Source organism: Pseudorhodoferax soli, assembly GCF_003337555.1.
Classification (GTDB): domain Bacteria; phylum Pseudomonadota; class Gammaproteobacteria; order Burkholderiales; family Burkholderiaceae_C; genus Pseudorhodoferax; species Pseudorhodoferax soli.
In genome coordinates, this window is sequence record NZ_QPJK01000003.1 from 446,807 (window position 1) to 466,606 (window position 19,800).

18 protein-coding genes are annotated in these 19,800 nt (G+C 70.4%); 6 read left to right on the forward strand and 12 right to left on the reverse strand.

Annotation, left to right across the window (positions count from 1 at the left end):
- Positions 1-3: 3 nt before the first annotated feature.
- Genes DES41_RS13725 through DES41_RS13740 form a run of 4 tightly spaced genes read right to left on the reverse strand, consistent with a single transcriptional unit; the run spans position 4 to position 4,432 of the window.
- The gene (locus DES41_RS13725; protein WP_211332984.1) at positions 4-1,503 is read right to left on the reverse strand and encodes a tripartite tricarboxylate transporter permease; all 1,500 of its coding nucleotides are present in this window, start codon (positions 1,501-1,503) and stop codon (positions 4-6) included.
- 13 nt (positions 1,504-1,516) lie between these two features.
- Positions 1,517-2,011 carry a tripartite tricarboxylate transporter TctB family protein gene (locus DES41_RS13730; RefSeq protein ID WP_170168177.1) on the reverse strand — a complete coding sequence of 165 codons (495 nt, stop codon included), beginning with the start codon at positions 2,009-2,011 and terminating at the stop codon, positions 1,517-1,519.
- A gap of 2 nt (positions 2,012-2,013) precedes the next feature.
- Positions 2,014-3,018: a tripartite tricarboxylate transporter substrate binding protein gene (locus DES41_RS13735; protein ID WP_114468203.1), complete on the reverse strand. Its 1,005-nt coding sequence runs from the start codon at positions 3,016-3,018 to the stop codon at positions 2,014-2,016.
- A gap of 22 nt (positions 3,019-3,040) precedes the next feature.
- Positions 3,041-4,432: an NAD(P)H-dependent oxidoreductase gene (locus DES41_RS13740; protein ID WP_114468204.1), complete on the reverse strand. Its 1,392-nt coding sequence runs from the start codon at positions 4,430-4,432 to the stop codon at positions 3,041-3,043.
- Between the two features lie 149 nt (positions 4,433-4,581).
- On the opposite strand from DES41_RS13740, the gene DES41_RS13745 reads away from it, so the two are divergent.
- The 5 genes from DES41_RS13745 (at position 4,582) to DES41_RS13765 (ending at position 11,623) form a co-directional block, all read left to right on the forward strand.
- Entirely contained in the window at positions 4,582-5,364 is a 783-nt protein-coding gene (locus tag DES41_RS13745) for a GntR family transcriptional regulator (RefSeq protein ID WP_211332973.1), read from the forward strand.
- 333 nt (positions 5,365-5,697) lie between these two features.
- Positions 5,698-7,794 carry a hybrid sensor histidine kinase/response regulator gene (locus DES41_RS13750; protein ID WP_114468205.1) on the forward strand — a complete coding sequence of 699 codons (2,097 nt, stop codon included), beginning with the start codon at positions 5,698-5,700 and terminating at the stop codon, positions 7,792-7,794.
- Complete coding sequence (locus DES41_RS13755) at positions 7,791-7,991, forward strand: hypothetical protein (protein ID WP_114468206.1); 201 nt, start codon at positions 7,791-7,793, stop codon at positions 7,989-7,991. Before DES41_RS13750 ends, DES41_RS13755 begins: the two co-directional genes overlap by 4 nt.
- A gap of 129 nt (positions 7,992-8,120) precedes the next feature.
- The gene (locus DES41_RS13760) at positions 8,121-10,967 is read left to right on the forward strand and encodes an ExeM/NucH family extracellular endonuclease (protein WP_245965692.1); all 2,847 of its coding nucleotides are present in this window, start codon (positions 8,121-8,123) and stop codon (positions 10,965-10,967) included.
- Positions 10,968-10,987: 20 nt separating this feature from the next.
- Entirely contained in the window at positions 10,988-11,623 is a 636-nt protein-coding gene (locus tag DES41_RS13765) for a PEP-CTERM sorting domain-containing protein (protein WP_114468207.1), read from the forward strand.
- Positions 11,624-11,672: 49 nt separating this feature from the next.
- Here DES41_RS13765 and DES41_RS13770 read toward each other — a convergent pair whose 3' ends face one another.
- The 8 genes from DES41_RS13770 to DES41_RS38405 all read right to left on the reverse strand — a co-directional run bounded on the left by DES41_RS13770 (position 11,673) and on the right by DES41_RS38405 (position 18,490).
- Positions 11,673-13,670 carry a family 2A encapsulin nanocompartment cargo protein cysteine desulfurase gene (locus tag DES41_RS13770; RefSeq protein WP_114468208.1) on the reverse strand — a complete coding sequence of 666 codons (1,998 nt, stop codon included), beginning with the start codon at positions 13,668-13,670 and terminating at the stop codon, positions 11,673-11,675.
- A 12-nt stretch (positions 13,671-13,682) separates the two neighbouring features.
- Positions 13,683-14,621, reverse strand: coding sequence for a family 2A encapsulin nanocompartment shell protein (locus DES41_RS13775; protein ID WP_114468209.1), 939 nt, complete (start codon positions 14,619-14,621; stop codon positions 13,683-13,685).
- A 60-nt stretch (positions 14,622-14,681) separates the two neighbouring features.
- The gene (locus tag DES41_RS13780) at positions 14,682-14,951 is read right to left on the reverse strand and encodes a helix-turn-helix domain-containing protein (protein ID WP_114468210.1); all 270 of its coding nucleotides are present in this window, start codon (positions 14,949-14,951) and stop codon (positions 14,682-14,684) included.
- Positions 14,952-14,962: 11 nt separating this feature from the next.
- Positions 14,963-15,871 carry a serine O-acetyltransferase EpsC gene (epsC, locus tag DES41_RS13785; RefSeq protein WP_114468211.1) on the reverse strand — a complete coding sequence of 303 codons (909 nt, stop codon included), beginning with the start codon at positions 15,869-15,871 and terminating at the stop codon, positions 14,963-14,965.
- A 43-nt stretch (positions 15,872-15,914) separates the two neighbouring features.
- Positions 15,915-16,394, reverse strand: a complete 480-nt coding sequence (locus tag DES41_RS13790) for a rhodanese-like domain-containing protein (protein ID WP_114468212.1) — start codon at positions 16,392-16,394, stop codon at positions 15,915-15,917.
- 187 nt (positions 16,395-16,581) lie between these two features.
- Positions 16,582-17,874, reverse strand: coding sequence for an O-acetylhomoserine aminocarboxypropyltransferase/cysteine synthase family protein (locus DES41_RS13795; protein WP_114468213.1), 1,293 nt, complete (start codon positions 17,872-17,874; stop codon positions 16,582-16,584).
- A gap of 17 nt (positions 17,875-17,891) precedes the next feature.
- A complete protein-coding gene (locus DES41_RS13800; protein ID WP_114468214.1) occupies positions 17,892-18,254 on the reverse strand; it encodes a VOC family protein in 363 nt (120 codons plus the stop codon).
- A gap of 8 nt (positions 18,255-18,262) precedes the next feature.
- Entirely contained in the window at positions 18,263-18,490 is a 228-nt protein-coding gene (locus DES41_RS38405) for a hypothetical protein (protein WP_170168178.1), read from the reverse strand.
- A gap of 224 nt (positions 18,491-18,714) precedes the next feature.
- On the opposite strand from DES41_RS38405, the gene DES41_RS13805 reads away from it, so the two are divergent.
- A complete protein-coding gene (locus DES41_RS13805; RefSeq protein ID WP_170168179.1) occupies positions 18,715-19,701 on the forward strand; it encodes a Bug family tripartite tricarboxylate transporter substrate binding protein in 987 nt (328 codons plus the stop codon).
- The last annotated feature ends 99 nt before the right edge of the window (positions 19,702-19,800 follow it).

Sequence of the window (19,800 nt, forward strand, 5' to 3'; positions counted from 1 at the left end):
CGTTCAGCCGGCGGCCGGCAGTTCGCGCTTGGCGAACAAGCGGCCCACCAGGCCCCAGGCCAGCAGCGCCAGCGCGGCCGTGGTGATGGTGCCGACCAGGCCGTTGGCGAAGAACACGCCCATGGCGCCGTCGGACAGCAGCATGCTCTGGCGGAACGCATCCTCGGTCTTGTCGCCCAGCACCATGGCCAGGATCAGCGGTGCGATCGGGTAGTCGAGCTTCTTGAACACGTAGCCCAGCACGCCGAACGCGAGCGCAATGTACACGTCCGACATCTTGCCGCCGATGGTGTAAGCCCCGATCAGGCAGACCACGATGATCAGCGGCCCCACCACGGCGAACGGCGCGCGCAGGATGGACGAGAACAACGGGATGGTGGCCAGCACCAGCACCACGGCCACGATGTTGGCCACGTACATCGAGGAGATGAGGCCCCAGACGAACTCGGGCCGCTCGATGAACAGCATGGGCCCGGGCTGCAGGCCCCAGATCATGAGCCCGCCCATCATCACCGCCGCGGTGGCCGAGCCGGGCACGCCCAGCGCCAGCATGGGCAGCAGGGCCGAGACGCCGGCCGAGTGGTCGGCCGCCTCGGGCGCGACGATGCCGTCGGGCTCGCCCTTGCCGAAGTTGGCACGGCGCTTCGAGAAACGCTTGGCCAGCCCGTACGACATGAACGAGGCCGCCGTCGGCCCGCCCGGCGTGATCCCCATCCAGCAGCCGACGACGGTGGAACGCACCAGCGTGACGGCATGGCTGGGCATCTTCTTGGCGGCGTCCCACGCCACGCCCCAGCTCATGCGGGCCTTCAGGCCGTTGAACTTCAGGCCCTCCTCGATCGTCACCAGCAGTTCGCCGATGCCGAACAGGCCCACCACGGCGGCCAGGAACGAGACGCCGCTGACCAGGGTGTCCGAGCCGTAGGTCAGGCGGATCTCGCCCGACACGGTGTCCATGCCCACGGTGGCCAGGATCAGCCCGACCAGCAGCGAGGCCAGCGTCTTGAGCGGCGAGCCGCCCGACACCAGGTAGCTGCAAAAGGTCAGCAGGTACACCGCGAAGAACTCGGGCGGCCCGAACTTGAGCGCGAAATCGGCGATGGCGTTGGCGATCAGCGTGACCACGACCACGCCGGCCATGGCGCCGAAACCGGCCGACAGGAAGGCCGTGGCCAGGGCCTCGGGCGCCTTGCCGTTGCGCGCCATCGGATAGCCGTCGAAGGTGGTGGCCACCGACGAGGGTTCGCCCGGGATGTTGAACAGGATGGAGGTGGTCGATCCGCCGAACAGCGCGCCCCAGTACATGGACGAGAGCAGGATGATGGCGGACACCGGGTCCATGGTGAAGGTCAGCGGCAGCAGCAGCGTGACGCCGTTGGGTGCGCCCAGGCCCGGCAGCACGCCGACCAGGATGCCGAGCAGCACGCCGCCGGCCATCAGCAGCACATGGTGCAGCGTCAGCGCGGTCTCGAAGCCGGTCGCGAGGTAGTGGAGTTGGTCCAGCATGGCAGATGAATCAGGCGGCGGTGCGCAGGGTGTCGAGCCAGTCTTCCAGCGGTCCGCGGGCCAGCGGCACGCCGAACCACAGCTCGAACACGGCGTACAGCACGATGGCGGCGCCGAAGCCGATCAGCAGCGAACGGCCCCAGCCGAAGCCGCCGTGCACGCGGCACATGTACAGGAGGAACAGCGCCGAAGCGAGGTAGAAGCCGAGGAACGGCGCGGCCACGGCCAGCACCACGGTGGGCCCGAACAGCGAGAACACGCGGCGCAGCTGCGTGCCGTCGGCGAAGGTGCCTTGCACCGGCTGGCGCACGGCCTGCACCAGCAGCGCCAGGCTCACCGCCAGCAGCAGCACGGCCAGGCGCAGCGGGAAGTAGCCGGCCTGCGGGCCGGTGTCGCCCCAGCCCGATGCGAGCTGCAGGCTGCCGTAGATGACGACCGCCGAGAAGGCGGCCAGAAGCCCGGCCATGGTCACTTCCATGGCCTGGCGGCGGATCGAGACGGGCATGTTCAGTCCTTGACCAGCCAGTCGTCCTTGGCGAACTGGGCTTTGTTCTTGGCGGCGTCGGCGGCGATGTAGTCCTTCAGCTTGGCGCCGGTCAGGAACATCTCGGTCTGCAGGCCGCGGGCCAGCCATTCCTTGAACTCGGGCTTCTCGCGCACCTGGGCCATCACGTTCTCGTAGTACTTGACCTGCTCGGGCGTGAGGCCGCCGGCGGCCCACACCGTGCGCGGCATGTTGAAGGTGTCGATGGCGATGCCCGACTCCTTGCAGGTCGGCACGTCGGCGAAGCCCTTGTCGCCATGCACCTTGCCGGCGATCTTGAGGCGCTCCTTGGTGAACACGCACAGCGGCTGCACCTTGCCGGCGCGCCAGTGCGAGACGTTCTCCGACGGGTTGTTCAGGTTCGCGTCCACATGCCCGCCCGACAGCTGGGCGGCGACCTCGCCGCCGGACTTGAACGGCACGTAGGTCATCTGCACGCCGGTGGCCATCTCGATCTGGCGCGTGAGGATGTGGTCGGTGTCCTTGGACTGGGCACCGCCCATCTTGATGGCGCCGGCCTTGGCGCGGGCGGCGTCGATGAAGCCCTTGGCGTCCTTGTACGGGCTCTCGGCGTTGGACCACAGCAGGAATTCGTCGGCCGCCATGATGGCCACGGGCGCCATGGTCTCGATCTTGTAGCCGACCTTGGTGATCATCGGCATCAGGTAGGCGAGGTTGGTGGAGAACACCAGCTTGTTCGCGTCGCCCTGGGAGGACTGCAGGTAGACCATGGCCTCCGAACCGGCGCCGCCGCCCTTGTTGGTCACGATGATGGGCACCGGCATGAGCTTGTGCTTCTGCACCGTGGCCTGCACCACGCGGGCGAACTGGTCGGTGCCGCCGCCGGGGCCGGCGGTGACGACGAACTCGACCGGGCGGGTCGGCTTCCAGTCGGCGGCCAGGGCCGGTGCGGCGAAGGCGCCGGCAACGGCGGCGGCCACGGCGAGGGTGTGGAATGCAGTGCGCATGCTTGTGTCTCCTGGTGATGGGTCAGCGGGCGGGGAAGAAGGCGGCGTCCTGCTGCTGTCGCAGGCGCAGCAGTTCGGAACGCGGATCGATGGCGATGTCGTCGAAGCAGACCAGCTGGCCGGCCGCGATGTCGCGCACCAGGCGGTGGTTGCCGACCAGGTAGAACGGCGCCGGCGTGCCGGCGGCCAGCGGCGCGGCCGGCACCAGCTCGGCCGCCATGCCGTCGATGGTGTGGTGGTGGCCGCCCATGGCCAAGACGGTGCCGGCCGGCAGCGCGCGCGTGCTGCGCGCGACCAGGTCCAGCCGCGGCTCGGGCGACTGCGCGCCGCTGGAGACGCCCAGGACGGCGGCGTCGAGCACGCTGGTCATGGCCTCCAGGCCCAGCAGGTGGCGCGGGATGTAGACCATGGCACGGCGCTGGTCGCGGCTCAGCACATGGCCCTTGCCCAGCAGCAGCTCCCAGGTCGGTGCGTCGTCGCAGCGGATCACCACGAACACGCCGCCGGCGAAGCTCAGTTCGTCGGGCCGGCGCAGGCAGTGGAACACGTCGATGGCGCCTTCGCGTGCGAACAGCCCGCCCTCGGCCTGGCTGGCGAACAGGTCGGGCACCTCGGCCGGCCGCGCGATCGGCGCGTGCAGCGGCGACACGTCGGCCATCAGGCCGGTGCTGTTGGCCACCACCTGCAGCTCGCAGAGGTCGGGCACGGCGCGCTGCGGCAACGCGGCGCAGATCTCGGCACGGGCCTGGACGCGCGCGCCCACGGCGCCCTCTCCCAGCCCGAAGTGCGCGCCGAAGCCCGGCACGGCGATCGACGCGCCGTTGCTGTGCATGGTCTCGGTGGCGGCGTCGAAGACGAAGTCGTACTCGCTGGACTTGCCGGCCGACAGCACCGTGAATCCCAGGGCCTGCGCCCAGGTCACCAAGCCGATCAGCAGCGAAGGCTGGTCGCCGTCCACGGGCGTGACCACCCGGCCCTTGGCGCGCGCCAGGCGCGACAGCTCGGGGCCGACCACGCTGTCCACCTCCTTGGAAGCCAGCGCCACGTGCAGGCCGGCCTCGATCGCCAGGCGTGCATGGCGCGCGCCGGCTTCGGGATGGCCGGTGGCCTCCACCATCACCTGCAGCGGCAGGCCGAGCACGGTGGCCACGTCGCCGGCTGCGATGCACAGCCCCTGCTCCCAGGCCGCGGCGGCCTCTGCCGGCGTGTGACACTGCGCGACCCGGTCCGCTGCGACGCCGATGGCGGCGAAGGCGTCGGCCGCGATGGCCGGCGTCAGGTCGACGGCCACGCGGGTGTTGACGGTGCGCACGCGCGTCGACTGGGCCAGGAAACTGCGGCCGAAGCCGCCGCTGCCGACGACGCACACCTCGATGGGCTGGGTGACGCCGGCGTATCGGTGAAGATGGTCCATGTGAATGCAGTTGGCGCGCAGAACAGGGTTTCGGTCGCGCCGGAAAGAAGAATGGCGCAAGTTTGCATGCACTTTGCACATCGAAGCCGAGGGAAAACCCTAGGTTTTGAGATTCTAGACATCAAAGTGCATGTACTTGGAGGTACAAGATGGATGTGGACAAAGAACAGGACACCCCCGTGGCGGCCCCGCGCAAGGCCGCGGGCCGCGATGGCATGCGCACCGAGCAGGCGGCGGCGCGGCTGCGCACGCTGATCGTCTCGGGCGCGCTGACGCCAGGGCAGCGCCTGTCCGAGCGGGTGATTGCCGAGCAGCTGGAAGGCGTCTCGCGCACGCCGCTGCGCGAGGCCTTCAAGATCCTGGCGGCCGAGGGGCTGCTCACGCTGGAGCCCAACCGCGGCGCCGTCATCACGGCCCTGTCGCTGGCCGAGGTGGAGGCCGCCATCGAGGTGCTTATTGGGCTGGAGACCATGGCGGCCGAGCCGGCCTGCGAGCACGTCACCGATGCCGAGCTGCAAGCCATCGACGCGCTGCACGCGCGCATGGTGGCGGCGCATGCGGCGGGCGACCTGATGTCCTACTTCGAGATCAACCAGGCCATCCACCAGTGCATGGTGGACGCCGCGCGCAACCCGGTGCTCTCGCGCATCTATGCGGCCGAGTGCGCACGCATCCGGCGCTACCGCTACGCCGGCAACCAGCAGGCCGGCCGCTGGCGCCAGGCCGTGCAGGAGCATGGAGACATGCTGGCTGCGCTGCGCGACCGCGCCGGCCCGCTGTTGCGCGAGATGCTGCGCAAGCACCACAAGGGCGGCTGGGCCGTGTCGCGGCTGGTGCTGCAGGAAGACCCGCTCACCAACGGCGCGCAGGCCGCCAGGCCGGCGCGCCGGCGGCCGCGCGGCGGCAGCGCGCCCTCCCCTGCGGCGGCCTGAGCGGCGCTGCGCCCCGGCGGCGCGCATGCGTGCCGGGGCCTGCGCTGTGGCCCTCGGCGCTCGCGCTTGTTCCCTGCCGTCCTACAGACCCGCCCGCTGCGCGCCGTAGAGACTGCCTGCGACCGGGCGGCGCTGGCCGGCCCGCGGTGCGCAAGGCAGCGGTGCGGCGCGGGCCCGTCCGCCGACGCAACCCCATCTCTGTTGGAACAGGAGCGACCATGGCAGTCCACAAGACGGCGCCCTGCTGGGGCGTCGACACCGCAGGAGGCGACCCATAATCCCGCACCCGCCAACCAGCGCGGTACAGACCAAGACGCCCGAGAGACGCAATCCATGAATGCACCCAGCGCCGGTGACGCGCACAGCGACATGTCGCTCGAAGACAGGGAGGAGCAGCTACGGCTCGCCGTCGAGGCGGCCGAAGTCGGCCTGTGGGATGTGGACGTGGTCACCGGCACCCTCTACTGGCCGGCGCGGGTCAAGGCCATGTTCGGCATCTCCGCGCATGCGGCTGCGACTCTGGACGACTTCGTCGCCGGCGTGCACCCCGATGACCGCCCGGCGGTCGTCCAGGCCTTCGCCGAGGCGCAGGACCCAGGCCTGCGCGCCATCTACGACGTGGAGTACCGCACCGTCGGCAAGGAAGACGGGCGGGTGCGCTGGGTGGCCGCCAAGGGCCGCGGCCTGTTCGACGAGGCCGGCGTTTGCAGGCGGGCGATCGGCACGGCGATCGACATCACCCTGCGCAAGGAGGCCGAAGCCCTGCAGCGCATCGCCCAGCAGCGGCTGCATGTGCTGGACAGCATCGAGCGCGCCACCCGGATGCTGACCGATCCCGGCGAGGTGATGCAGGTGACCACCCGGCTCCTCGGCCAAAACCTCGGTGCGACGCGCTGCGCCTACGCCGACGTGGAGCCCGACAACAACCGGTTCACCATCCGCAGCGACTGGTCGCGCCCTGGGGTGCCCTCCAGTGCGGGCGCCTACACGCTCGACCTCTTCGGGCCGCAGGCCACCTCCAACCTGCGCAACGGCAGGCACCTCGTCGTGCACGATGTCGATGCCGAGCTGGGCGACGAGGGCGGCGGCCGCATGTTCAACGCCATCGGCATCAAGGCCATCGTCTGCGCCGGCCTGGTGAAGGCCGGACGGCTGGTGGCGATGATGGCCGTTCACCAGGCGCATCCGCGCCGCTGGACCGAGGACGACCTGCGCATCATCACGGACGTGGTCGACCGCTGCTGGGTGCACATCGAGCGCGTGCGCGACGCCGCGGCCCTGCGCGACCAGGACCGCCGCAAGGACGAGTTCCTGGCCACGCTGGCGCACGAGCTGCGCAACCCCATTGCCCCGATGCTGTTCTCCCTCGCCCTGCTCCAGCGCACACAGGCCGCCGAGGACCAGGCGCGCTCGCGCGCCGTCATCGAGCGGCAGGCCAGGCACCTGGTGCGGCTGATCGACGACCTGCTGGATGTCTCGCGCATCAACCGCGGCCTGGTCGAGCTCAAGCGCGAGGTCGTCGCGCTCGGGCCGCTCGTGGCCCAGGCGCTGGAAGCCGTCACGCCGGCCATGGAGCGCGCCCGGCACCGGCTCTCCGTGCAGATTGCGGACGCGCCCGCCTGGATCGACGCAGACCCGGCGCGCGTGGTGCAGGCCGTGACCAACCTGCTGACGAACGCCGCCAAGTACACGCCGGACCAGGGCGAGATCCGCCTGTCGGTGAGCCTGGCGGACGACAAGGCGCACATCGCGCTGGCGGACAACGGCCTGGGCATCGACCCGGCGGACCACGACCGCGTCTTCGAGATGTTCACGCAGTTGCCGCACACCGGCAAGAAGGCCCATGGCGGCCTGGGCATCGGCCTGTCGCTCGTCAAGCGCCTGGTGGACATGCACGGCGGTGCCGTCGGCGTGCGCAGTGCCGGGCTCCACCAGGGCAGCACCTTCTGGATCGAACTGCCGCTGACTGCAGCGCCACAGGCTGCCGCGGCGGCAGAAGGGGCCCGCGGCAACGCGCAGCCCAAGGGGCGCGTCCTGGTGGTCGAAGACAACGTCGACGGACTGGCTGCCCTGGTGGAACTCATCGAAACGGAGGGCCATGCCGTGCGGGGCGCGCCCGACGGTCCCAGTGCGCTGCAAACCGCGGCGCAGTGGCGGCCGGACATCGTGCTGCTCGACCTGGGGCTGCCGCAGATGGACGGCTACGAGGTGGCGGCGCGGATGCGCCAGGATCTCGGCCTCGCCCAGGCGCGCATCGTGGCGCTGACCGGCTGGGGCACCCGGCGCGACCGCGAGAAGACGGCGGCGGCCGGCTTCGACGCCCACCTCACGAAGCCGGTGGCGCCCGACGACCTGCTCGAACTGCTGGGCCGCTGGCTCACGCCGGAGCCCTCTGCAGCCAGCGCGCTGCGCCACGACGGACCTGCATGAAGCGTCTCGTGCTGGTGCTGGCCTGCCTGGCCGCTTCTGCCCGGGCGGAGGTGCCCTGGTTCACCATCGTCGGCGACCGCGCCGATCCGGACGCCGACACCATCGACATGAACCCGATCGCGGTCGCGCGCCAGGGCCAGTCGGTGGTGATGGAGATCCGCATGAACCGCAGCATCAAGGCGGCCTGCTCCCGCTGAAGACCGGCAACAGGCCGCGCTGCACCGCGGCGCCGCATGCGCATGTCATCCGTTCTTCACGCAGCGTTCCTAGCATCCCGCCAGCCTGGTCGCCCGCGGCCAGCCCTCCACTCGGTACCACGGGAACACATGCACATGCCCAAGTGCTCGCCCCTGCGCCGGCTGCCCGCCGCGCTCACACTCGCACTTCCGCTCGGCCTGGCGGCGCTGGCGGCAACCACGGCGCCGGCCCACGCGGTCGTGATCAGCCAGGTCTACGGCGGCGGCGGCAATTCCGGCGCGACGCTGAAGAACGACTTCATCGAAATCTTCAACAACGGCAGCGCGCCCGTCGACATCGGCGGTTGGTCGGTGCAATACGCATCGGCCGCCGGCGCCGCTTGGCTGCTCACGCCGATTCCGGCCGGCACGGTGCTGCAGCCCGGCCGCTACCTGCTGGTGCGCCAGGCCGAAGGCAACGGCGGCACGGTCGACGTGGCCGCCGACCTGGCCGGCACGATCGCGATGTCGGGCAGCAACGGCAAGGTCGCGCTGGTCGCCAACGCCGGCCCGCTGTCCGGCAGCGCACCCACCGGCGGCGCGCTGGTGGACATCATGAGCTTCGGCAGCGCGACGCCGACCGAAGGCAGCCCGACGCAGGCCCTGTCGAACGCCACCGCGGCCCTGCGCAATGCCGGCGGCTGCGCCGACACCGGCAACAACGCCAGCGACTTCACCATTGCCGCGCCCGCGCCGCGCAACAGCGCCACGGCCGCCGCGGTGTGCAGCGGCGACCCGGGCCCGGCGCAGCCGCTCGCCGCGGCGATCTACGCGGTCCAGGGCGACGGCGCGAAGAGCCCGCTGGTCGGCCGGCTCGTGCGCACCCGCGGTGTCGTGACCAAGACCATGAACAACGGCTTCTTCATGCAGGACCAGACGGGCGACAACAACCCGCTGACCTCGGACGGCATCTTCGTCTTCACGGGCCAGGCCGCCTTCCCGTCTGCCGCAGTCGGCAACCTGGTCGAGGTGACGGCCACCGTCGCCGAGTTCAACACCGGCGCCGCCAGCAACGCCGACACGCTGGCCCACACCGTGACCCAGCTGGGCGGCGTGAACGCCGTGAGCTTCCTCAACAGCGGCCTCGCGATCGCGCCGACCGCCGTGAACCTGCCCGAGAGCGTGGACGGCGAGCTGGAGCGCTACGAGGGCATGCTGGTCACGCTGAGCGGCCCGTTCACGGTGCAGCAGAACTTCTTCCAGGGCCGCTACGGCCAGCTGACGCTGGCGGTGGGCGGCCGCATCGAGACACCGACCAACCGCTTCCGCCCGGGCCCGCAGGCCCAGGCGCTGGCCGACGAGAACGCGCGGCGCCGCATCATCCTGGACGACGGCAGCAGCCTGCAGAACCCGAACCCGACCCCCTACCTCGGCAACGACGCGCTGCCGCGCGCGGGCGACCTCGCCGGCGCCATCACCGGCGTGATCGACTACGGCCTGGCGACCAACAGCAACACCGGGTTCGGCGACTACAAGATCCATCCGACCACGGCGCCGAGCTTCAGCACCGCCAACCCGCGCACGGCGGCACCGCAGGACGTGGGCGGCAGCATCAAGGTCGCCAGCTTCAACGTGCTGAACTACTTCACCACCTTCACCAACGGCGCCACGGCCAGCGGCCAGACCGGCCAAGGCTGCGCACTGGGCAGCGCCGTCAGCGCGGCGAACTGCCGCGGCGCAAGCAACCTGGAGGAATTCCTGCGCCAGCGCGCCAAGATCGTCGAGGCCATGGCCGCGATCGACGCCGACGCGCTGGGCCTCATGGAGATCCAGAACAACGGCAACGTGGCCACGCAGAACCTCGTCGATGCGCTGAACGCACGCATGGGTGCGAACACCTACCGCACCACGTCCGTGCCGGCCGAAGGCACGGGCACCGACGCCATCCGCGTCGCGGTGATCTACAAGCCCGCCAAGCTCACGGCGGTCGGCCCAGCCGTCAGCGATGCCGACCCGGTCAACAACCGGCCCACGCTGGCGCAGACCTTCGGACTGGCCAGCGGCGAGCGCTTCACGCTGTTCGTCAACCACCTGAAGTCCAAGGGCAGCTGCCCGGCCGCGGGCGACGCCGATGCCGCGGGCAACACCGACACCGGCGACGGCCAGGGCTGCTGGAATGCGCAGCGCGTGCAGCAGGCCCGCCGGCTGGGCATGTTCGTGGCACAGCGCCAGACGGCCTCGGGCAGCAACGACGCGCTGCTGGTGGGCGACTTCAACGCCTACGCCCAGGAAGATCCGATCGCCCACCTGACGGGCAGCGGCTTCGTCGACCAGATCGGCCGCTTCGACGCCTCGGGCTACTCGTATGTGTTCGATGGCGCGGCCGGCCGGCTCGACCACGCGCTCGCCAGCGGCACGCTGTCTGCCCGCGTGAACCGCGCGGTGCACTGGCACATCAATGCCGACGAGACGGCGCTGGCCGACTACAACCTGGAGTTCAAGGCGCCGCAGGCGTGCAACGGCGCCAGCTGCCCGGCCGATCCGTACCAGGTCTCGCCGTACCGCTCCTCGGACCACGATCCGGTGGTGGTCGGCCTGAACTATGCGAAGACCTTCACCGGCACGGCCGGGCGCGACGTGCTGGTCGGCACGGCGGGCAACGACGTGCTGATCGGCGGCCCCGGCCCGGACGCGCTGACCGGCGGTGGCGGCAACAACGTGTTCGTGTACCAGTCGATGCGCGACCTGGGCGACGCCATCACCGACTTCGTGCCGGGCAAGGACCGCATCGACCTCGGCGCACTGCTGGCCTCGATCGGTGCCGGCGGCAACGCCTACGGCGCGGGCGTGGTCAAGCTGGTGGCCTCCGGTGCGGACACGCTGCTGCAGATCGACATCGACGGCAGCGCCGGCCCCGTCGCCGCCCGCACGCTGGCCACGCTGCGCAATGTGAACCCCGCCAGCCTCTCGCCCAGCCGCGATCTCGGCGTGCAATGAACCCGCCCAGGAACACCACCATGCACAAGCAACTCCTCCTCGCCGCGCTGGTCGGCGGCCTCTGGGCCGCCAGCGCATCGGCCGCGCCCGTTTTCGCCGATCTGGCGCAGTGGACATCGGCCGGCGACGTCAGCGTGGGCTCGGCCACCTCGGCCCGCATCACGACGGCCGCCGTCGAATCCGGCGAGCAGCCTGCGGGCGCGTCGGGCGCCCTGCTCTTCTACGAACTGGAGCCGGCCCTGGCGCTGGCCCCCGGGCTGCTGCCAGCGGACACCATCGAGGGATCAGGCCTGCAGTTCAGCTTCAGCGCGCCGGAGGCCACGACCATCAGCTTTGCCTGGACGCTGGGCACCGCCCTGTTCGATGCGGACTACCTCGACCGCGCTTTCGTCGTGATCGATGGCAGCCTGTTCGAGTCCCTGGCCGACGTGGCCCTCACGGCCGTCAACGGACGGTTCAGCCACACCTTCGGCGCGGGAGAGCACGCGCTGGCCTTCGGCATCCTGGACGTGAACTCCACCGACCTCGTCTCCACGCTGGACATCTCGGATTTCCGCGTCAGCAGCGCCGCCGAGGTCCCCGAGCCGGGCACCTGGGCGCTGATGCTGGCCGGGATCGCCGGCCTGGCAGGCACGGCCCGCCGCCGCCGCGGCTGATGCGGGGAGCCGGGCGCTGCCGGGCGCCCGCTTCCCGCCGCGCGCCGGCTCAGCCCGCGCGGCGTTGCGAGGCCAGCCGCCGCACTACCGCCAACAGCTGGTCGATCTCGCCGAAGGTGTTGTAGAAGGCCAGCGAGGGCCGCACCGTGGTCTCCACGCCGAAGCGGCGCAGGATGGGCTGGGCGCAGTGGTGGCCCGTGCGCACCGCGATGCCCTCGTCGTTGAGGGCCCGGCCGACCTCTTCGGTCGTGTAGCCCTCGAGCACGAACGACATCACGCTGGCCTTGTCGTCGGCCGTGCCGATCAGTCGCACACCGGGAATGGTCCGCAACTGTGCCATGCCGTAGACCAGCAACTCGTGCTCGTAGCGCGCGATGTTCTCGATGCCGACCCTGTTCACGTAGTCGATCGCCGCGCCCAGGCCCACCGCGTCGGCGATGTTGCCGGTGCCGGCCTCGAACTTGTTCGGGATCGGCTGGAACACGGTCTTCTCGAAGGTCACGTCGGCAATCATGTTGCCGCCGCCTTGCCAGGGCGGCATGTCTTCGAGCACTTCGCGCTTGCCCCAGACCACGCCGATGCCGGTGGGGCCGAACACCTTGTGGCCGGAGAACACGAAGAAGTCGGCGCCGATGTCCTGCACGTCCACGCGCATGTGCGAGACCGACTGCGCACCGTCCACCAGCGCCTTGGCGCCGGCGCGGTGGGCCAGCGCCACGATGTCCTTGACCGGCACCACGGTGCCAAGCGCATTGGAGACCTGGGTCACGGCGACGATCTTCGTGCGGTCGTTGAGCAGCTTCTTGTATTCGTCCAGCAGCACCTGGCCGGAGTCGTCGACCGGGATCACGCGCAGCTTGGCGCCCTTGGCGGACGCCAGCTGCTGCCACGGCACGATGTTGGCGTGGTGCTCCAGGTGGGAGACGATGATTTCGTCGCCCTCGCCCACGTGCTGGCCGCCCCAGCTCTTGGCCACCAGGTTGATGGCCTCGGTGGTGCCGCGCACGAAGATGACCTCGTTCACGTCGGGCGCATTGATGAAGGTCTTCACGCGCTGGCGTGCGCCTTCGTACCCATCGGTGGCGCGGGCCGCCAGTGCATGCGCGGCCCGGTGGATGTTCGAGTTCTCGTGCGCGTAGAAGTGCGCGATGCGGTCGATCACCGATTGCGGCTTGTGCGTCGTCGCCGCGTTGTCGAACCACACCAGCTGCCGGCCGTTGACACGCTCCTGCAGGATGGGGAAGTCGCGCCGCACGGCGTTGACGTCGAAGGCCGGGTGGCGGCCCGCACCGGCCTGCGGCACCGCAGCCTGCGCCCCATGGGGATGGGGCTTGGCTGGCGTCACGTGGCCGCTGGGCAGGACGACGGCATCGACGAAGTAGAACTTCGGCTCGGTGGCCGGCGCGGCCTGTGGCGTGGCGGTGCCTGCCACCGGCGCCGTGGCACGCGGCGCGGTGGGCGCAGCGAACGGTGCATGGGCCAGGCCGTCCAGCGCGTCGGCCGAAGGCCTGGCATCCGTGCCCACGCCGCCGGCCGAAGGCGCGCCGTAGCCCGGGCTCAGGAAGTAGAACGGCGCAGCGCCCGTGGCCGGGTGCGTCGCGGCCTGATGGGCGCTCGCGCCCGAGGCCTCGGGCACACCCAGCACGGCACCGCCCAGGCGCGGCTCGTAGGCCGGCAGCGCGCTGACGACGGTGTCGGGCACGCCATTGCCGGCCTGCGCGTGCGGCAGCAGCGCGGGCGCGCGGTGCGCCAACGATGCCAGCGGCGTGGGCGAAGCCGGCAGCAGGTTCGCGCCTGGCGCGATGCCCTGCGGAATCGGCGTGCCGGGCACCGACGGGCCGAAGCCCGCCGGGCTGACCAGCGGTGAGCCGGGTGGCGCGATGTTCACGGGCGCCTGCACACCCGCAGGCGAGCCCGCCGAGCCCAGGGCAGGCACCGACGACGGTGGCGTGCCCGGCAGGGCCGCGAACAGGGCGTTGGCCATGCGCGCGAGCACCGCGGGGTCGATCGGCGCCTCCGGCCCTGCGGGCAGAGATGCAATGGTCATGGGCCGGCGCTCTTACTTGTACGTGTCCAGGACCGAATAGTCGTGGTAGCGGTTGATCTCCACGTCGTCCAGCACGGCCAGCGCATCGGGCGTCAGCACCGCCAGCGAGCAGTACTGCGAGATCAGGTAGGACGCGATGGCGTGGTTGTTGATCCCCATGAAGCGCACCGACAGGCCCGGGCCCTGCTCGCCCGGCAGCCCGGGCTGGAACAAGCCCACCACGCCCTGGCGCTTGTCGCCCACGCGCAGCAGGATGATCTTGCTCTTGCCATCCGCCACGGGCACCTTGTCGGACGGGATCAGCGGCACACCGCGCCAGGTGATGAACTGCGATCCGAACAGGCTGACCGTGGGCGGCGGCGTGCCGCGGCGCGTGGCCTCGCGGCCAAAGGCGGCGATCGTCAGCGGGTGGGCCAGGACGAAGGCGGGTTCCTTCCAGACCTTGGTCAGCAGTTCGTCCAGGTCGTCGGGCGTGGGGGCGCCGGTGAGCGGGAAGATGCGCTGCTCGTCCGTGACCTGGGCCAGCAGGCCGTAGTCCGGGTTGTTGATGAGCTCGCTCTCCTGGTTCTCCTTGATCGTCTCGATCGTCAGGCGCAGCTGCTCCTTGATCTGGTCGTGCGGGCTGCTGTAGAGGTCGGAGATGCGGGTGTGCACGTCCAGCACGGTGCTGACGGCATTGAGGAAGTACTCGCGCGGGTGCTCCTCGTAGTCGACCCAGGTGCGCGGCAGCTGGTTCTCGCTCCCGCGGGCGGTGCAGGTGACCTTGATCGCCTCGGGGTTCTTGACCTTGTTCAGGCGGTAGATGCCCGCCTCGACCGGCACCCATTGCAGCAGGTGCGTGAGCCAGCGTGGCGAGATCGTCGCCAGCTGCGGAACGGTCTTGGTGGCATTGGCGAGTTGGCGCGCGGCGCCATCGCCCAGGGCGGTGGTGCCGCCTACGGTTGCAGTCATTCGAACTCCAGGGTGTGCACAACAGAACGGCGGCCAGTGTCTGGCGCACCTGCGGCGGCCTCAACCGCCTATAGCCGCCAAGGCGTCGTGGTGTGCACGCCGCACGGAAGCCACGTGTTCGCCGCGCGCCAGCAGCGAGGCCGGCGCCAGCTGCAGCGCCACCGCCAGCTTCTGCACGGTGACGATGGAGACGATCACGCGGCCGCGCTCGATCTCGCCCACATAGCTGCGGTTCAGGTCCGACAGCGCGGCCAGGTGCTCCTGCGACCAACCGCGCTGCTCGCGCAACTGGCGCACGGCGATGCCGAAATGCTCGACCAGGGTGCTCATGGCGCAGGGCCTCAGCGCGGCAGCGGCGCGTTCTGCAGGCTGGCCTGGGTCACGCTGGCGCCACGCGGCACGTCGTCGGTGATCCAGACGTTGCCGCCGATGACGGCGCCGGCGCCGATGGTCACGCGGCCCAGGATCGTGGCGCCGGCATAGATGACCACGTCGTCCTCGACCAGCGGATGGCGTGGCAGGCCCTTGCTGAGCTTGCCGTCGCCATCGGTCGGGAAGCGCTTGGCGCCCAGCGTCACGGCCTGGTAGATGCGCACGCGCTGGCCGATCACAGCCGTCTCGCCGATCACGACGCCGGTGCCGTGGTCGATGAAGAAGCCCGCGCCGATGCTGGCGCCCGGGTGCAGGTCGATGCCGGTCTGCGCATGGGCCAGCTCGGCGATGATGCGCGCCAAGAGCGGCAGGCCCAGGCCGTACAGCGTGTGCGCCAGCCGGTGGTGGATGATGGACAGCACGCCTGGGTAGCACAGCAGCACCTCGTCGACGCTGCCGGCGGCCGGGTCGCCATGGAAGGCGGCCAGCACGTCGCTGTCGAGCAGGCGCCGCGTGGCGGGCAGGCTCGCAGCGAAGGCGGTCACGGCCTCGTGGGCGCGCCGGTCGATCTGCTCGGCCGCCAGCGGCGCGTGGCGGTGCGCGTAGTTCAGTTCGAGCCGGGCCTGCTGCAGCAAGGCGTGCAGTGCGGTGTCGAGCTCATGGGCGACGTAGTAGTCCTCGCTCTCCACGCGCAGGTCCGGTGGACCCAGCCGCATCGGGAACAGCACGCCCTTGAGGCCTTCGACGGTGCGCGCCAGCGCATCGCGCGAGGGGAACTCGCGACCACCGGGCTCGCGCGAGCGCTTCTGCGCGGCACGCCATTCGTCGCGCACGCCATGCAACGCGCGCACGATGTCTGCAACTTCGAACTGGGCCAATTCTTTTCCTTGTTGGTGTTGGCGGGTCGGGGGCAGGCGCCGCTCAGTCCTGCTGCCAGGGCAGGCCGTGGAAGCGCCAGCCATCGCCATGGCCGCGCTGGCCCTGGGCGTCGATCTCGCCCTCGAAGCCTTCGAGCACGTTGTAGACGTTGGTGAAACCGGCCCTGGCCGCGGCCTCGGCCGCCAGCACCGAGCGCTTGCCGCTGCGGCACAGCAGCAGCACCACGGCATCCTTGCCACCGGCCTTGGCCAGCTTGGCCTCGAGCTCGCGCACGAAGCGCGGGTTGCGCGTGAGGGCCGTGCCTGTCGCCCAGGCCACGTGCTGGCTGCCGGGCACTTGGCCGACGAACTTGAGCTCCTCGGCCGAGCGCACGTCGACCAGCTGTGCGGCGCCCTCCTGCAGCAGCGCCCAGGCCTGCTGCGGCGTCACGCCGCCTGCATAGGACAGCCCCTGTTCGGCGGCCTGCGCGCGGGCATGCTCCAGGGCGGCGGGCAAAACGATTTCAGCGAGATCGGACGGCATTGGAAACTCCTGGGAAACGGGGCGTTGGGAATGGGGTGAAAACGAATGTAGGGCGCATGCACTGCACGGCAAACGACTGTTTTCTGGTTTTCAAAGAACCCCAATGCATAAGCGCGCGCCCAAGCAAAAGGCCGCACGCAGCCCCCTGCCGGGGGCCGCGTGCGGCCCGTTGCCGCGCCCTGTGCAATCAGACGGCTGCCAGCGCCTGCTCCAGGTCGGCCCGGAGATCGTCGATGTGCTCGATGCCGACCGACAGGCGCACCGTTTCCTCGGTCACCCCGGTCTTGGCCAGTTCCTCGGGCGAGAGTTGGCGGTGCGTGGTGGACGCCGGGTGCGTGGCCAGCGAGCGCACGTCGCCGATGTTGACGAGGCGGGTGAACAGGCCCAGGGCATCCAGGAAACGCGCACCCGCCTCGCGGCCGCCGCCGTTGCCCTTGACGCCGAAGGTCAGGATGCCCGAGCCCGTGCCGCGCAGGTACTTGCGGGCCAGCCCATGCTCGGGGTGGTCCTCCAGGCCTGCGTAGTTGACCCAGCCGACCTTGGCATGCCCTTGCAGGTATTGGGCGATGGCCAGCGTGTTCGCCGTGATGCGGTCCATGCGCAGGGCCAGCGTCTCGATGCCCTGCAGGATCAGGAAGGCGTTGAACGGCGAGATCGCCGCGCCCGTGTTGCGCAGCGGCACCACGCGCGCGCGACCAATGTAGGCGGCCGGGCCCAGGGCCTCGGTGTAGACCACGCCGTGGTAGCTGACGTCGGGCTCGTTCAGGCGCTTGAAGCGCTCCTTGTGCTGGGCCCACGGGAACTTGCCGGAATCGACGATGGCCCCGCCGATGCTGTTGCCGTGGCCGCCCAGGTACTTGGTCAGCGAGTGCACGACGATGTCGGCGCCGTGCTCGATGGGCCGGCTCAGGTAGGGCGAAGGCACGGTGTTGTCCACGATCAGCGGCACGCCGTGGCGGTGCGCGATGGCGGCGATGGTGGCGATGTCGGTCACGTTGCCCGCCGGGTTGCCCAGCGATTCGACGAACACGGCCTTGGTCCGCTCGTCGAACAGCTTGTCGAAGCTGGCAGGGTCGCGGTGGTCGGCAAAGCGGGTGGTGATGCCCGACAGCGGCAACGTGTGCGCGAACAGGTTGTAGGTGCCGCCGTAGAGCGCGGTGCTGCTGATGATGTTGTCGCCGGCCTCGGCGATGGTCTGGATCGCGTAGGTGACGGCCGCCTGGCCCGAGGCCAATGCCAGCGCTGCGATGCCACCCTCCAGCGCCGCCACGCGCTGCTCGAGCACGTCCTGCGTCGGGTTCATGATGCGCGTGTAGATGTTGCCCGGCACCTTGAGGTCGAACAGGTCGGCGCCGTGCTGCGCGCTGTCGAAGGCATAGGCGGCCGTCTGGTAGATCGGCGGCACCACGGCGCGCGTGGTCGGGTCCGGCGAATAGCCGGCGTGCACCGACAGGGTCTCGAATTTCCAGTCTTTGGACATGTGTCTCCTTGGGATGGTCAGTTCACATCCGGCTCGACGAATTCAAGCCGGTTGCCGGCCGGATCGTGCACGAAAAAGCGCAGGTAGCCGGGCAGTGGCTGGTTCTCCTCCAGCGGGAACGCGGCGTCGAGCAGGCGCTTGCGCAGCTGCGGCAGGCCCTGCACCTCGAAGGACAGTGGCGTGAGCCCCGGCGCAGCGGCGGCAGACTGCTCGGTGGCGACCAGGTCCACGCGCTGCCCACGCGCGGCGAAGCGCAACACCGGGCCGGGCGGCTGCGGCATCAGCGTCAGGCCCAGCAACTCGCCATAGAAATGCGTGACTGCGCTGGCCAGCGCTGGCGGAAAGGGCAGCTGCACGCGGTTGATGGCCTGGATGTCCATGCCCGCGCTCACCAGGAATGCGCCAGCAAGCTGGGCATGGCCGGCCGCAGCGCAACCAAGGCTGCGGCACGCAGGCGCGCACGGCGCGGCACGTAGCCGTGGGGTGCGCGGCGGGCCAGGGCCTGGGCCGAGCGCGGCGCCAGCCGCCAGGCACGGGCGGTCACGTCCAGCACCCGCGTGGCCCAGTCGGTTGGCGCGGCGGTCTGGTCGGATGAAAAGGTCACGGCATGGGCCATGGGAACAACTCCTGCAAGAGACGGCGGCCAGGCAGGCCGTCGCAAAGAACGGGCGGATTGTGTGCAAGCCCTTGCGAGAAGGGAACGAACCAATCGTTAGAACCTTATGCAAGTTGCACAGGCGACACCGCCCGGCCGGGCGCGCCCACCAGAATCCACGCGCGAACACCGCCCGCCCCTCAACGATGCGCGCCGCAGGTCCGGCGCGCCGCACCGGAGACCGCATGCCCATTTCCTTTCCGCGCGCGCGCCGCACGCTGTGCGCCGCCGCCCTTGCCCTGCCGCTGGCCTCGGCGCTCTTGCCCGCTGCCGCGCAGGGCGACCGCCCCCTCAAGCTGCTCGTGCCCTACGCGCCCGGGGGCGTGACCGACCAGTTGGCCCGCCTGGTGGCCGGCAGCATGGCCGCGCAACTGGGCCAGCCCGTGGTCGTGGAGAACAAGCCGGGCGCCAACACCATCATCGCGGTCGACGCGCTGATGCGCGAGCCGGCCGACGGCAACACCCTGCTGATGGGCGCGGGCTCCACCATGGTGCTGAACCCGTTGCTGATCAAGAAGCTCTCCTACCAGCCGCGGCGCGACCTGCGGATGCTCTCGGTGGTGGTGGACACGCCCATGCTCATGGTGGTGCCGGCCGCCCTGCCCCCCAACAACGTGGCCGAGTTCAGGCGCTATGTGCAGGCCAATCCTGACAAGGTCAACTACGCCTCGGTCGGCGTGGGCGGCTCGCTGCACCTGGCGGGCGAACTGTTCGCGCAGAAGGCCGGCGTGGCCATGACCCACGTGGCCTACAAAGGCAGCGTGCCGGCGGTGACCGACCTGATCGGCGGCCAGGTGCAGCTGATGTTCGACGCGCCGGCCACCAGCCTGCCGCAGGTCAGGGCCGGCAAGCTCAAGGCACTGGCGGTGACCACCCGCGAGCGCATGCCGCTGCTGCCCGACGTGCCGACGGTGGGCGAGACGCTGCCCGGCTTCGACGCCGCCCTGTGGTTCGGCGTGATCGTGCGCGAGGGCACGCCGCCGGCCGCAGCCGCGCGGCTCAAGGCGGCGGTGGACCAGGCTCTGCTCGACCCGGCGCTGCGCCAGGCCATGGAGGCACAGGGCAACATCGTGCGCAAGCCGCAACCGCAGGAAGAAATCAACGCCTTCCTCGCGCGCGAGGAAGCGCAATGGGCCGCGCTGATCAAGGCCGGCAACATCACGCTCGACTGAGCGCTGCCTGTTTCGCAGGCACCGCGTCGCAGGCCGCGCCAGGCTTGGCTTTGCGGAGATTCCCCTGCCCTTGTCCACAGCCTTGCCCACGGCAAAGTG